This window comes from Streptomyces sp. NBC_00358 (assembly GCF_036099295.1).
GTDB lineage: Bacteria > Actinomycetota > Actinomycetes > Streptomycetales > Streptomycetaceae > Streptomyces.
Window position 1 is genome coordinate 508,660 of sequence record NZ_CP107976.1, and the last position, 14,389, is coordinate 523,048.

Annotated in this window: 7 protein-coding genes and 2 rRNA genes; 2 read left to right on the plus strand and 7 right to left on the minus strand. The window is 64.1% G+C overall.

Going from position 1 to position 14,389, the window contains the following annotated elements; translation table 11 throughout:
- Positions 1-59: 59 nt before the first annotated feature.
- The 6 genes from OHT01_RS02015 to OHT01_RS02040 all read right to left on the minus strand — a co-directional run bounded on the left by OHT01_RS02015 (position 60) and on the right by OHT01_RS02040 (position 8,624).
- Positions 60-3,184 (minus strand): 23S ribosomal RNA (locus OHT01_RS02015).
- 310 nt (positions 3,185-3,494) lie between these two features.
- A 16S ribosomal RNA gene (locus OHT01_RS02020) occupies positions 3,495-5,020 on the minus strand.
- The 16S and 23S rRNA genes sit together here, the layout of an rRNA operon.
- 777 nt (positions 5,021-5,797) lie before the next feature.
- Complete coding sequence (locus OHT01_RS02025; RefSeq protein WP_328551339.1) at positions 5,798-6,103, minus strand: hypothetical protein; 306 nt, start codon at positions 6,101-6,103, stop codon at positions 5,798-5,800.
- Between the two features lie 393 nt (positions 6,104-6,496).
- A complete protein-coding gene (locus tag OHT01_RS02030; protein WP_328551340.1) occupies positions 6,497-6,991 on the minus strand; it encodes a hypothetical protein in 495 nt (164 codons plus the stop codon).
- A 333-nt stretch (positions 6,992-7,324) separates the two neighbouring features.
- Entirely contained in the window at positions 7,325-8,158 is an 834-nt protein-coding gene (locus OHT01_RS02035) for a serine hydrolase domain-containing protein (protein WP_328551341.1), read from the minus strand.
- Positions 8,159-8,291: 133 nt separating this feature from the next.
- On the minus strand, positions 8,292-8,624 hold the full coding sequence (locus OHT01_RS02040) for an ankyrin repeat domain-containing protein (RefSeq protein WP_328551342.1): 333 nt from the start codon (positions 8,622-8,624) through the stop codon (positions 8,292-8,294).
- A gap of 116 nt (positions 8,625-8,740) precedes the next feature.
- Here OHT01_RS02040 and OHT01_RS02045 point away from each other — a divergent pair, with 116 nt between their 5' ends.
- Positions 8,741-9,076 (plus strand): hypothetical protein, encoded by a 336-nt coding sequence (locus tag OHT01_RS02045; protein ID WP_328551343.1) that lies wholly within the window; start codon positions 8,741-8,743, stop codon positions 9,074-9,076.
- Positions 9,077-9,151: 75 nt separating this feature from the next.
- Here OHT01_RS02045 and OHT01_RS02050 read toward each other — a convergent pair whose 3' ends face one another.
- Positions 9,152-11,971 carry an alpha-L-rhamnosidase-related protein gene (locus tag OHT01_RS02050; RefSeq protein ID WP_328551344.1) on the minus strand — a complete coding sequence of 940 codons (2,820 nt, stop codon included), beginning with the start codon at positions 11,969-11,971 and terminating at the stop codon, positions 9,152-9,154.
- A 400-nt stretch (positions 11,972-12,371) separates the two neighbouring features.
- On the opposite strand from OHT01_RS02050, the gene OHT01_RS02055 reads away from it, so the two are divergent.
- The gene (locus OHT01_RS02055) at positions 12,372-14,234 is read left to right on the plus strand and encodes a glycoside hydrolase family 76 protein (protein ID WP_328551345.1); all 1,863 of its coding nucleotides are present in this window, start codon (positions 12,372-12,374) and stop codon (positions 14,232-14,234) included.
- The last annotated feature ends 155 nt before the right edge of the window (positions 14,235-14,389 follow it).

Consider the following 14,389-nt stretch of genomic DNA (forward strand, 5'->3'; position numbering starts at 1 on the left):
TGGCATAGCTACGACGGTTGTTCGTGGTTTCAGAACCAACACAGTGGACGCGAGCAACTGAGGACAAGCCCTCGGCCTATTAGTACCAGTCACCTCCAGCGGTTGCCCGCCTTCCAGATCTGGCCTATCAACCCAGTCGTCTACTGGGAGCCTTAACCCCTCAAAGGGGGTGGGAATACTCATCTCGAAGCAGGCTTCCCGCTTAGATGCTTTCAGCGGTTATCCCTCCCGAACGTAGCCAACCAGCCATGCCCTTGGCAGGACAACTGGCACACCAGAGGTTCGTCCGTCCCGGTCCTCTCGTACTAGGGACAGCCCTTCTCAATATTCCTACGCGCACAGCGGATAGGGACCGAACTGTCTCACGACGTTCTAAACCCAGCTCGCGTACCGCTTTAATGGGCGAACAGCCCAACCCTTGGGACCGACTCCAGCCCCAGGATGCGACGAGCCGACATCGAGGTGCCAAACCATCCCGTCGATATGGACTCTTGGGGAAGATCAGCCTGTTATCCCCGGGGTACCTTTTATCCGTTGAGCGACGGCGCTTCCACAAGCCACCGCCGGATCACTAGTCCCGACTTTCGTCCCTGCTCGACCCGTCGGTCTCACAGTCAAGCTCCCTTGTGCACTTACACTCAACACCTGATTGCCAACCAGGCTGAGGGAACCTTTGGGCGCCTCCGTTACTCTTTAGGAGGCAACCGCCCCAGTTAAACTACCCATCAGACACTGTCCCTGATCCGGATCACGGACCCAGGTTAGACATCCAGCACGACCAGAGTGGTATTTCAACGGCGACTCCACACGGGCTGGCGCCCGCACTTCACAGTCTCCCACCTATCCTACACAAGCCGAACCGAACACCAATATCAAACTGTAGTAAAGGTCCCGGGGTCTTTCCGTCCTGCTGCGCGAAACGAGCATCTTTACTCGTAGTGCAATTTCACCGGGCCTATGGTTGAGACAGTCGAGAAGTCGTTACGCCATTCGTGCAGGTCGGAACTTACCCGACAAGGAATTTCGCTACCTTAGGATGGTTATAGTTACCACCGCCGTTTACTGGCGCTTAAGTTCTCAGCTTCGCCACCCCGAAGAGTGACTAACCGGTCCCCTTAACGTTCCAGCACCGGGCAGGCGTCAGTCCGTATACATCGCCTTACGGCTTCGCACGGACCTGTGTTTTTAGTAAACAGTCGCTTCTCGCTGGTCTCTGCGGCCACCCCCAGCTCACCGAGTAAATCGGATCACCAGTGATGGCCCCCCTTCTCCCGAAGTTACGGGGGCATTTTGCCGAGTTCCTTAACCATAGTTCACCCGAACGCCTCGGTATTCTCTACCTGACCACCTGAGTCGGTTTAGGGTACGGGCCGCCATGAAACTCGCTAGAGGCTTTTCTCGACAGCATAGGATCATCCACTTCACCACAATCGGCTCGGCATCAGGTCTCAGCCTTAATGTGTGACGGATTTGCCTATCACACGGCCTACACCCTTACCCCGGGACAACCACCGCCCGGGATGGACTACCTTCCTGCGTCACCCCATCACTCACCTACTACAGGTCTGGACCGTCGGCTCCACCACTCCCCCTTGCCCGAAGGCTCCGGGGCGGCTTCACGGACTTAGCATCGCCTGGTTCAATGTTTGACGCTTCACAGCGGGTACCGGAATATCAACCGGTTATCCATCGACTACGCCTGTCGGCCTCGCCTTAGGTCCCGACTTACCCTGGGCAGATCAGCTTGACCCAGGAACCCTTAGTCAATCGGCGCACACGTTTCTCACGTGTGTATCGCTACTCATGCCTGCATTCTCACTCGTGAACCGTCCACCACTGCCTTCCGGCGCGGCTTCACCCGGCACACGACGCTCCCCTACCCATCACAACACCCGTTGGGGCTATACGCTGCAATGACACGACTTCGGCGGTACGCTTGAGCCCCGCTACATTGTCGGCGCGGAATCACTAGACCAGTGAGCTATTACGCACTCTTTCAAGGGTGGCTGCTTCTAAGCCAACCTCCTGGTTGTCTGTGCGACTCCACATCCTTTCCCACTTAGCGTACGCTTAGGGGCCTTAGTCGATGCTCTGGGCTGTTTCCCTCTCGACCATGGAGCTTATCCCCCACAGTCTCACTGCCGCGCTCTCACTTACCGGCATTCGGAGTTTGGCTAAGGTCAGTAACCCGGTAGGGCCCATCGCCTATCCAGTGCTCTACCTCCGGCAAGAAACACACGACGCTGCACCTAAATGCATTTCGGGGAGAACCAGCTATCACGGAGTTTGATTGGCCTTTCACCCCTAACCACAGGTCATCCCCCAGGTTTTCAACCCTGGTGGGTTCGGTCCTCCACGACCTCTTACAGCCGCTTCAACCTGCCCATGGCTAGATCACTCCGCTTCGGGTCTTGAGCGCGCTACTGAATCGCCCTATTCGGACTCGCTTTCGCTACGGCTTCCCCACACGGGTTAACCTCGCAACGCACCGCAAACTCGCAGGCTCATTCTTCAAAAGGCACGCAGTCACGACGCACTGAGTAAACTCAATGCGCGACGCTCCCACGGCTTGTAGGCACACGGTTTCAGGTACTATTTCACTCCGCTCCCGCGGTACTTTTCACCATTCCCTCACGGTACTATCCGCTATCGGTCACCAGGGAATATTTAGGCTTAGCGGGTGGTCCCGCCAGATTCACACGGGATTTCTCGGGCCCCGTGCTACTTGGGTGTCTCTCAAACGAGCCGTTGATGTTTCGACTACGGGGGTCTTACCCTCTACGCCGGACCTTTCGCATGTCCTTCGCCTACATCAACGGTTTCTGACTCGTCTCACAGCCGGCAGACTGTGAAAGAGAGATCCCACAACCCCTTGCATGCAACCCCTGCCGGGTCTCACACATACAAGGTTTGGCCTCATCCGGTTTCGCTCGCCACTACTCCCGGAATCACGGTTGTTTTCTCTTCCTGCGGGTACTGAGATGTTTCACTTCCCCGCGTTCCCTCCACATACCCTATGTGTTCAGGTATGGGTGACAGCCCATGACGACTGCCGGGTTTCCCCATTCGGAAACCCCCGGATCAAAGCCTGGTTGACGGCTCCCCGGGGACTATCGTGGCCTCCCACGTCCTTCATCGGTTCCTGGTGCCAAGGCATCCACCGTGCGCCCTTAAAAACTTGGCCACAGATGCTCGCGTCCACTGTGCAGTTCTCAAACAACGACCAACCACCCATCACCCTGCCCGGAGGCAAGTTCACTGGGGCCGGCACTGAAGGCAGCCTTTCGGCCGTACCTTCAGACACCCAACAGCGTGCCCGACCCTCTTCCCGCTTCCCTCATTCTTTCCACGCCCCGAAGGACAGTACTGGAAGGAGAAGACAGTCAAGAGTGCCGAATAATCAACGTTCCACCCATGAGCAACCACCGTCGAACGTGTGCCGACGTAATGGCCCTGGACCACCAAGCAAGCTTGGCGGCCTAGATGCTCCTTAGAAAGGAGGTGATCCAGCCGCACCTTCCGGTACGGCTACCTTGTTACGACTTCGTCCCAATCGCCAGTCCCACCTTCGACAGCTCCCTCCCACAAGGGGTTGGGCCACCGGCTTCGGGTGTTACCGACTTTCGTGACGTGACGGGCGGTGTGTACAAGGCCCGGGAACGTATTCACCGCAGCAATGCTGATCTGCGATTACTAGCAACTCCGACTTCATGGGGTCGAGTTGCAGACCCCAATCCGAACTGAGACAGGCTTTTTGAGATTCGCTCCGCCTCGCGGCTTCGCAGCTCTTTGTACCTGCCATTGTAGCACGTGTGCAGCCCAAGACATAAGGGGCATGATGACTTGACGTCGTCCCCACCTTCCTCCGAGTTGACCCCGGCAGTCTCCTGTGAGTCCCCATCACCCCGAAGGGCATGCTGGCAACACAGAACAAGGGTTGCGCTCGTTGCGGGACTTAACCCAACATCTCACGACACGAGCTGACGACAGCCATGCACCACCTGTACACCGACCACAAGGGGGGCACTATCTCTAATGCTTTCCGGTGTATGTCAAGCCTTGGTAAGGTTCTTCGCGTTGCGTCGAATTAAGCCACATGCTCCGCTGCTTGTGCGGGCCCCCGTCAATTCCTTTGAGTTTTAGCCTTGCGGCCGTACTCCCCAGGCGGGGAACTTAATGCGTTAGCTGCGGCACCGACGACGTGGAATGTCGCCAACACCTAGTTCCCACCGTTTACGGCGTGGACTACCAGGGTATCTAATCCTGTTCGCTCCCCACGCTTTCGCTCCTCAGCGTCAGTAATGGCCCAGAGATCCGCCTTCGCCACCGGTGTTCCTCCTGATATCTGCGCATTTCACCGCTACACCAGGAATTCCGATCTCCCCTACCACACTCTAGCTAGCCCGTATCGAATGCAGACCCGGGGTTAAGCCCCGGGCTTTCACACCCGACGTGACAAGCCGCCTACGAGCTCTTTACGCCCAATAATTCCGGACAACGCTTGCGCCCTACGTATTACCGCGGCTGCTGGCACGTAGTTAGCCGGCGCTTCTTCTGCAGGTACCGTCACTTTCGCTTCTTCCCTGCTGAAAGAGGTTTACAACCCGAAGGCCGTCATCCCTCACGCGGCGTCGCTGCATCAGGCTTTCGCCCATTGTGCAATATTCCCCACTGCTGCCTCCCGTAGGAGTCTGGGCCGTGTCTCAGTCCCAGTGTGGCCGGTCGCCCTCTCAGGCCGGCTACCCGTCGTCGCCTTGGTGAGCCACTACCTCACCAACAAGCTGATAGGCCGCGGGCTCATCCTTCACCGCCGGAGCTTTTAACCCCCGCCCATGCAGGCAGGAGTGTTATCCGGTATTAGACCCCGTTTCCAGGGCTTGTCCCAGAGTGAAGGGCAGATTGCCCACGTGTTACTCACCCGTTCGCCACTAATCCCCACCGAAGTGGTTCATCGTTCGACTTGCATGTGTTAAGCACGCCGCCAGCGTTCGTCCTGAGCCAGGATCAAACTCTCCGTGAATGTTTACCGGTAATCCGGTGAAACATCATGAGAGCGGAACCGGAGGGAGGAATAATCCCTTCGGTTCACAGCGTCCTCGCTGATGCGCCTACCGGAACAATGCCCGGCAGGACTTTTTCAAAGGAACCTCGTCCCGACCGATCGGCCGGAGACGGGGTATCAACAAATCTGGCGTTGATTTTTGGCACGCTGTTGAGTTCTCAAGGAACGGACGCTTCCTTTGTACTCACCCTCTCGGGCTTTCCTCCGGGCGCTTCCCTTCGGTCTTGCGTTTCCGACTCTATCAGACCGTTTCCGTATCCGATTTCCTCGGCGCTTTCCAGATTCCCGCTTCCGCGTTTCCCTTTCCAGCGAGTCCGACTCTATCAGATCCTTTCGGGCCTGATTTCCTCGGCGCTTTCCAGGTAATCCGCTTTCGCGTTTCTCTTTCCAGCGGCTCCGACTTTATCAGAATCTGTGGGCCGGATTGACCGGCAACCATTTCTGAATCATCAGGAGGGGCTTCTTCTGAATCGACGTGTCGATTGCTTTGAGAAGCGAGCAGACTCTAACCGCTGCCACCGGACGTGTCCAGTTCTAGGCAACTGTTCAACCCTGCCTCCCCGTCCGACCTGTGTCAACAGGTTTTTTGGGGCGAGGAGGACGCTAGCAGGTCAGCGGGTGCGCACGCACATCGGGTGGCCGTCGAGAGTGAACCTCCCCCTTGATCGTGGGCGCCCGGAGACCTAGGCGTGGGGTTCCAGAGGAGGTAGTGCCAGGTGGGAAGCAGGAGCAGCCTCAGCCGGCAGGACTCGGAGAGTCCAGACGGGACGCCGTCACGCTCGCGCGCTCCTCCGGGAAGACCGCCACCGAGGTGGCCCGGTAGAAGGGGACCGCACCGAAGGAACGGCGAACTGGGTCGAGCAGGGCACAGTCGACCGTGAACAGACGGCTCCGGGAGAGCTGACGACAACCGGGTGCGAAGAGCCCTGTCGACTGCGGACGCCGGCCGCCGAGCAGGCGGAGCCGATCGAGGAGGTGCCGGATCCGCGAGGTCTTCCGCTTCGAGTACGCGCACCAGCCGCCGCTGGTCGAGGACGCCACCCGTGCTCCTGGCAAGAAGTCGAGCTTCACCCGCTGCCGGGTGAAGAAAGACCGGCTCACCCACGCTGGCTGCCTGGGGGCCTTCGCTGCCCTGACCGTCTCGACGGGCGCCATGGATCACTACCGGCGACGGCACGACAAGCCCGGCAAACCGAACTACGGATCACTGGCACGCCGACGCCTTGCGCAACCTCTTCGACCGCCTGGGTCGGACAGCGACACCACTGCATTCAAGTCCACGAACCGTTCGACGTAGCGGTGGCCTTCCCAGTTTCGGTGAAGCCATGACTGCCACCGCCCCATGGACCACCCACCGCGCGGGAACAGCACGAGGACGACGAGCTTCAGCACGGCCATCGCGGTTCGAGTGCCGTCCGGACGTTCGTGAGCAGGTCAGGCGGCAGCCAGTGAGGCGTGGATCCGGCTGACGGCACGCAGGATCTCGTCTCGGTTCTTCGCTCGCTTGATCCATACCGGAAGGCGGGCCACCAAGGTCATCTTTTGTCCGGTGTCGTACCAAGGTGCTCGTTCTCGCAGCGACGCTTGTACGAAACGGCGGATCAGGTCGAGATGTTCGAGGTTGTACGCCCACAGCCACCCATGGCGGGTCTCCACCTGGAACCACAGCGGCATACCGAAGTACGGATCCGTTGCAGGTTGAGCTGTGCCACGAGAGAGCGTGACACGACGCCCGCTCCACACCAGTGACAGTCCGCAGCCACGGCAGACCAGACGTCGAGGCCGGAACAGCCCTTCGGGATCGGAGTCTTCGGGCGCTGGACCGACACGAGCGGCCTTCGCACAACCCGGGCATCGGACAATGATCGAGCCGATGAAGTCGTACTCGGTACTGCGCGGATCCCGAAACCGATCGGAGGGCAAGTCCATGCGCTGAGTATGCGGCTGCCCCTCAGATCGACGCACTCCCATTCGATCACTCACGCTCAGGCCCCGCCGCCTATCTCTGGCCGCGTTCGGGGTACCGACGCAACCAAGTCCCTGCACCGACAGAACCGGGTACGGCCGGTGGGCAGACATGAGCGAAGGCGGCCGGACCGGGCTCGCCCCGCTCGGCGCCGTGCTGCCGCTCCTGGCCCTCCTTGCTACTGGAGACCTGGCCCTCCTTTTACTACTGGAGAGGGGAGCGCGGGAGCGGAAAGCGCCGACCGGATCACGTCGTAGGGCCTGGCGGCCGTTAGCGTTCCAGGTCCGTTCCGACCATCAGCCTTGTGGCCCGATGAAGAGTCTGAGCATGTCCAGGGCCATCTTGTCCGTCACGTTGTTTCGACCGGACAGACGGTGAACAAGGATCCAGCCCTGCGGTGAGGCTCCTGCGAAGACGGACGCGCCGCGTGTCGCGCCGTTGTGCCACAGCAGGCTTCCCGCCTTCTGCCAGGCCGGTGCCGGCTCGCCCAGCCTGCGGTCGACAAGCAGGTCGATGAGGAGGCGGGCGGCGGCCCGTGGAGTGGCCCACAGCCCGCCGGCGGGAAGAATCGCGCCGTCCATGGACCAGGGCCGCCGAGGCCGGCCGAACAGCCCTCGGCGGCACAGACGTCTGCCGGACGGCGGATCGGCGGCGACGTCTGCGACACCGAGCGGATCGAGAAGGTGGCGGTGCAGCAACTCCTCGTACGGGGTGCGGGTGGCCGCGACCAGAGCGGCGCCCAGGAGCGCGTATCCGAGGTTGGAATACTCCTCGGCCGTCCCCGCGCGAGCTGTGATCAGGGTGTCGAGGTGCCGTACGACCGAATCCAGGGCGTCGGCGTCGAAAGCCACGTAGGGATCGCGCCCGCTGATGCCGGGAGGTAACCGAGGAAGGCCCGAGGTGTGCTCGGCAAGCCGGCGCAGGGTGATTCCCGTGCCGCTGGGCACCGGCAGGAACAGTTCCAGCGGGTCGTCGAGGCTCAGGACTCCGTCATCGGCCAAGGCGGTCAGGACAGTTGCGGTGAGCGGCTTGGTCAACGAACCGATCTGCACGAACTGGTCGGGGTCGTGGCCGTGAGAGATCTGGGGTGCCTGAAAGCTGCTGAGTACGCAGGTGGGAACTCGGATCATGATGCTCTACTTATCGTGTGTGCGGGGCAGCGCGCGTGTCGCCGTGCCGCCGTGCCGATGTCATGTTCGCCATACTCCGCGACGGAACCTTCTACGAAACCAGCCCGCCAAGGCGGCCTGACCTGCGGAAATTTCACTGCGCGGTAGGAGGCGCCGCCCCGAGATGCACCGCGACGTCTGAACCGATGCGCCAGTCGGCGTGACGCCGTGGGCTCACACCATGAACGTTGGCCCTGTCCGGATCAGCACCTGCCTTGACCAACAGCGACAGGACGGTGCCATCGCCTCGATCCGTGAACACGGCCAACCACAAAGGCGTATTGCCCTGCCCATCGGGTGCGTCCACCTCCGCACACGCCGTCAGGAGAGAGCCGACAGCTGCGGCATCCTGGCCATCCGCGGCGAAGTGCAACTGCGTCCAGTCCTGGCGACTCTCACGATCCAAGCCCTGATCCTCATCCGTCATGCCTGACATCATCACGATCGCCTGACAAACGGGATAGGGGCACCCCGGCCGCCTGACCCTCTGAAACTCCTCAAGTCGCTTGGCACTCAATGATCATGACGGTCACGCTGATCTCCATGACAGGAATCGCGGGACTGAACAAGAAGAACAACTTCGTGCTGGTCATCCGGGACGCCGATGTGGTCGCGGCGGCACTCGGTCAGGCACTGGCCGGGGCTTCGGCGGAGGATCGGCCGGGTCTGGAACGCGCGGCCGCTCTCGTCGCGTCCACCGCCGCGGCCACCGAGACCCAGTTGCGCGCCAGTTGGGTTCGCTCCCGATGGGCCGCGGTCGGCTTCACCGGGGACGTCACCTCGGTCGCGGCGGTGAAGGCGCTGCGCCAGGCGGAACCGAAGCTGAGTCTGCTCGCGGCGGTGCAACTACAGAAGGAGGCAGTGGCCCATCCGGCGTGATCCGGCGTGATCCGGCGTGATCCGGCGTGATCCGGCAGCCCCGAACACCTGGGGCTGCCAGAGGTGTCGGGCTGCTCAGGGGGTGAGGTAGCAGGCCTTCTTCACACCGGCGAGCGGATCCGGGCCGAACGCCGACGTCGTACAGCCGGTGCCGCCGGTGAACACCTTGTACACGAAGCTGCCGCGCGCGCCGTACGCGACGGTCCGCTGCCCGCTGAAGGCGCACGTCCCGCCTTCGTCCGCGCAGGCCGTGCCGTAGCCGGGCGGGCCGCCGGTCGCGGTGTAGCAGGTCTTCGACTCACCGGGGATCGGGTCGCCGAACGTGGCGTCGGTGCACGGCGTGTCGCCGGTCGCCGTGATCGTGGCGAACGCGCCGAAGGCTCCGTAGATCACCGGCTGTCCCGCGGCTGCCGGACAAGTGCTCGCCTGGGAGGCGCACTTGGTCCAGCCGCCGGCCGGAGCGCCGTCGGGTGGCAGGTAACAGGACTTGGCGACACCGTCGATGGGATCGCCGAAGTGGGCGTTGGTGCAGGCGACGGAGCCCTTGACGACCTGATGGGCGAAGTCGCCGTTGGCTCCGTAGGCGACGTCACGGTTGTAGCCGGGCACGGCGCAGGTGCCGCCCTCGGCTGCGCAGACGGTGTATCCGGGCGGACCGCCGGCGTCGGCGACGTAACAGGATTTGACGAGGTTCGACGCCGGGTCGCCGTCGAAGGAGGCGTTGGTGCAGGCGGTGCTGCCGGTCGCCGTCTTGTAGGTGTACGTCCCCGCGCCGTAGGCCACGGAGCGGGTGCCACTGAAGGAGCACGTGCCGCCCTCGCCCGCGCACCGGGTGAAGCCCGCTCGCAGCGCGCCGGTTCCGGGATCGCCGGGGGTGGGCGGATTGCCCAGTCCGGTGGCGCTCACGGTGTAGCTGCCCGGGGCGACGCCGGTGAGGTAGACGTAGGTGTCGTCCTGGCTCGCGCCGGTGATGCCCGACGTGGGCGTGAAGGTTCCGCCGCGCCAGACGACGGAGCCGTTCACGGACACCGAGACGTCGCCGCCGCCCAGTTTCGGTACGCCGATGCGCCCGGTGGTGCCGGCCGGGCTGGTGAGATACGCCGCGTAGGTTCCGGCGGCGGGGTCGCGGGACCAGGACGCGTTGACGGCGCCCTGGGGCAGGGTGATGCGGCCCTCGGCGCTGGTCAGGTCGCCGGGGTGCGGCACGAAACGGTACGCGCCGGTCGCCGACTCCGGCGCGGTGCCGAGCACGTCGAAGGTGAGCGTGGAGGTGGGCGCGGTGGACCAGCCGTGGGCCAGGCTCATGAACGAACCCCCGTAGGCGAGGCCGCCGTCGGACTTGACGCCTTCCCAGAAGGTGCTCTTCGTGCCGATGTCGCTGGTGAGCATGTGGCCCCAGGTGCGGCGGATCTGCGCGAGGGCGGTGTAGTCGTCGTTGGCGGTGAAGCGGGCGTTCAGCTCCATGCCGCCGGCGAAGGGCGAGACGTTGCCGCCCCATTCAGGGGTGGTGGGGCCGTAGGCGCCCCAGTTCCTCCCGAGTCCGGCGACGACGCTCTTCGACTTGGCCGTGGAGTCGGTCAACCCGTACCAGACAGCGAGGGAGTTGCCGTCCTGCGGATAGAGGCCGCTGGTCGGGTTGTCCTTGTACATGCCCTTCGAGGCGTCCCACAGCAGCGAGTTGGCCGAGGTCTTGATGGCGGCCGCCTTGCCGCTCCAGCTCGCCGCGAGCGCGCTGTCGCCCTCGGCCGTGGCCAGCGTGACGCCGCCCTTGAGCGCCGCGTAGAGCAATGCGTTGGCGGAGACGTTCTCGCCGCCCTGACCGACCCGGGCCCAGTCCTGGGTACGGGTCACGTCGAGCAGGTCGTTGCCGTCGATCTTGTTGGTGATGAAGGCCATCCCGCGCTTGTAGTTGGCCCATTCGGAGTCCAGCCACGCCCGGTCGGCCGAGTAGGTGTAGTACGTGGACGAACCCAGCAGCGTCCAGGTGTGGTAGGTGTCCGAGCCGGTGAGGTTGAACGGCGGTCCCGACCAGGGGATCTCACCCTGCGCCGACTGGGCGTTGTACATCGTGGTGAGCGCGTTGCGGGTCGACGCCAGGTCGCCGGAGTACGCGTACTGCGTGGGTACGGCGATGCCCATGTCGCCGGGCCACACCGTACGGTCGCGTTTGGCCCCGTCGACCAGGACGGAGTCACCGGCACCGACGGTGGCGCCGTTGTTCCACGCCGAGGCCGGCGGGGGCCAGGCGCGGCCCTGGTCGGAGGCGATCGTGTTGAGCTGCACGGTGTACGCCCCGGCGTACCAGATGCGGTTGAGCAGATCGTCGCTGGAGGAGAAGTAGTTGGCGTAGTCGGCCGGGTCGGCTTTCCCCGGAGCCGCGGTGAAACTGAGGCTCACGCCGTTGAGGTCCACCCAGCCCGAGGTGTCGAGGAAGACGGTGAGGTAGCGGAAGCCGCCGCGCAGTTGCGCCGTGGGCATCGTGTAGGTGCCGTTGGCGGAGGCTGTGGTGTAGAGGGCCCCGTCCTCGCCGTCGCGGCCGCTGCTGCGGTCGCTGTTGTTGCCGACGTACAGGGACGACTCGCTGAAGGCGAGGCCGACCCGTTGGCCGTTGTCGCTGGCGCTGCCGAAGGACAACGTTGCCAGGCCGCCGACCTCCTTGCCGAAGTCGAGGGTGACGGCCGACTGCGAACCGGAGATCCGGGTCGGCTGCCCGCCGAGGACGTTCTGCGGGTTCGCGACGCTGCCCGACGTCCGGTAGACGGCGGTCGGCTTGAGGGTCCGGGAGGTCGGCGAGTAGTTCAGGGGGTCGGCGGCCGCCTCGCGGACCCCCGAAGGGGTCATCGGGGTCGCCGCGGACACGGACTGAGCGGGAGCCGCCACCAGCGCGGCGGCCACCGCCAAGACGAGGCCGAGTACGCGCCCTGGAGGGGGCGTTCGGTTCAACAGGGGACGGCGTCGGCGCATCAGCACAAACCTCCCGGATCACGTTCGGACACAGCATGCTTGAATCGATTCAAAATGAACGCCCACGAATGCCTGGGACCGGTGGAACAGCGGGGCGCAGCAGGCGTACGAGACGCCTCGGAGAAGTCGCACCGATGATGAGCGCGCGAAATGGGAGTGTCAACCCGTCACGGCATTCGTGAACTCCCTTCAAAAATGCGTGACTTGATGCATTGACAGGACCCCGCCAAGCCGCTTCACTGCCTCCGAGAAAGGTACGGACCAGTGCGCGATTCCCGCCCCGGCTCGACACGAGCCGCCGGCCCCCATCGTGAAATCGAGGCGAGTTCCGATGTTTTCACGAAGCCCGGACATCGTTGTCAGGTCACGACTCCTCAGCCTCCTGCTGACGGCCGTGCTCGCGTTCGCGGCGTTGGTCCCGGCCGCGACGCCCGCGGCCGCCGCCACGCAGGTGTGCGCACTGGCCTGCGACACGCTGGACCCGTCGCAGGCCCGGCAGGAGAGCTTTCCCGTGCCGAACAAGAACCTCAACGGCCGTCGCCTCGAACTGCACGTCTCCGACGCGGACGACATGGCCTGGGCCAGCATCGACAACGGCGTGACCGGGGACTCGGTGTGGCTGGACCGCTCCTGGGACGGCGGCGCCACCTGGGAGGGACTTCTCGGCAAGGCGAGCATCCCCGTGACCTGGACCGGCACCAGGACGTTGATGTACAACATCACCGATCCCCGCAACCACCGACGCGGGCTCGTACGGGCCTGCGGGGACGCCGCCGGCGTCGGCTGTACGAACTGGACCTACCCCACCGTCTGCGACGCGCTCTGCGACGGAACCGACGCCGGCCAGGCGGCCGGTGACGACCAGCCGGTGCCGTCCGCCACCCTCTACGGCCGCACGATCCGCCTGCACGTCGACCAGAGGAACTCCACGGCCTGGGCCGGCATCGACACCGGCGGCGCAGGCGACGAGATCTGGCTCGACCGTTCCTGGGACGGTGGCGCGACCTGGCCGGACGGCTCCTCCCTCGGCCGTACCAGCACCCCGTCCGGGGCAGCCGGCACCCGTACCGCCATGTATGCCACCCGCGACCCCCGCGGCCTCCTGCACGGCGGCGCGGTCCGCGCCTGCGGCCGGGAGGCCACCCACCAGGAGGGCAGTTGCACGGCGTGGGCCAGGCCCGCACCGACCAGGGCGCGCGCCGCGGCGGACGCGCTGATGACCTCGTACGATCCCTACAACGGCTGGTGGCCCAGCAGTTGGTGGAACTCCGCCGCCACCCTCACCACCCTCATCGACTTCGCCAAGACCACCGGCCGGCACGACTACGACTGGGTCGTCGCGCGCACTTTCGACCAGAACAAGGGCGTCTTCGCCGCCGGTGCCCGCAGCTCGGACGCGATCGATGGCCACTTCATCAGCCGTTCCATCGACGACTCGGGCTGGTGGGCCATCGCCTGGATCGACGCGTACGACTACACGGGCGACTCCCGCTACCTCGCCGAGGCCGTCACCATCGCCAACTACATCCAGCAGTACTGGGACACCGGCACCTGCGGCGGCGGTGTGTGGTGGAACCGCGAGCGCACCTACAAGAACGCCGTCACGAACGGCCAGTACCTCTGGCTGACCGCGGCGCTGCACCAGCGGATCACGGGCGACACGCTATGGCTCCAGCGCGCCAGGACCGCCGCGGCCTGGTACCGGTCCAGTGGGATGATCAACTCCTCGGGTCTGGTGAACGACGGGCTCACCTCCGCCTGCGCCAACAACGGCGGCACCGTGTGGAGTTACAACCAAGGGCTGGCCATCGGCGGCTTCACCGAACTGTGGAAGGCGACCGGGGACGGCACGCTGCTGGCCACCGCGCGGACCCTTGCCGACGCCGCGATCAGCAGCCCCGCGCTGACCCGGGACGGTGTCCTCACCGAGTCCTGCGACGTCGGCTCGGCTCCCTGCGACGACAACCAGAAACAGTTCAAGGGCATCTTCATACGGAACTTCGCCGGCCTCGCGAAGGCCACAGGTTCCAGTACCTACCAGAGTTACGTCCAGAAGCAGGCGGACACACTGTGGGCGCAGGACCGCAACTCCCTCAACTCCCTCGGCGAACGCTGGGCCGGCATCGGCCCCCAGCAGTCCGACTGGCGCACCCAGGCGAGCGCCCTCGGAGCACTCACCGCCGCCGCGGGCTGACTCCTATGACGCTTCCCGCAGCGCAGCAACCGCCGAGCCGTCGGCTCTCTCTGCGCCGGCCGGTCCCAGACCGGTGTGTCGGCCTCACGCGGACGGGCTCGCGGGTGTCGGTCCAGGTCTGACGTTCGCGCTTGACACCGATGACGTACCCCGGA

Excerpts from the sequence above, each read along its gene's own strand:
- OHT01_RS02055 (WP_328551345.1), top strand. The coding sequence starts at position 12,372 with ATGTTTTCACGAAGCCCGGACATCGTTGTCAGGTCACGACTCCTCAGC.
- OHT01_RS02035 (WP_328551341.1), bottom strand. The coding sequence starts at position 8,158 with ATGATCCGAGTTCCCACCTGCGTACTCAGCAGCTTTCAGGCACCCCAG.
- OHT01_RS02045 (WP_328551343.1), top strand. The coding sequence starts at position 8,741 with ATGACAGGAATCGCGGGACTGAACAAGAAGAACAACTTCGTGCTGGTC.
- OHT01_RS02040 (WP_328551342.1), bottom strand. The coding sequence starts at position 8,624 with ATGACGGATGAGGATCAGGGCTTGGATCGTGAGAGTCGCCAGGACTGG.
- OHT01_RS02030 (WP_328551340.1), bottom strand. The coding sequence starts at position 6,991 with ATGGACTTGCCCTCCGATCGGTTTCGGGATCCGCGCAGTACCGAGTAC.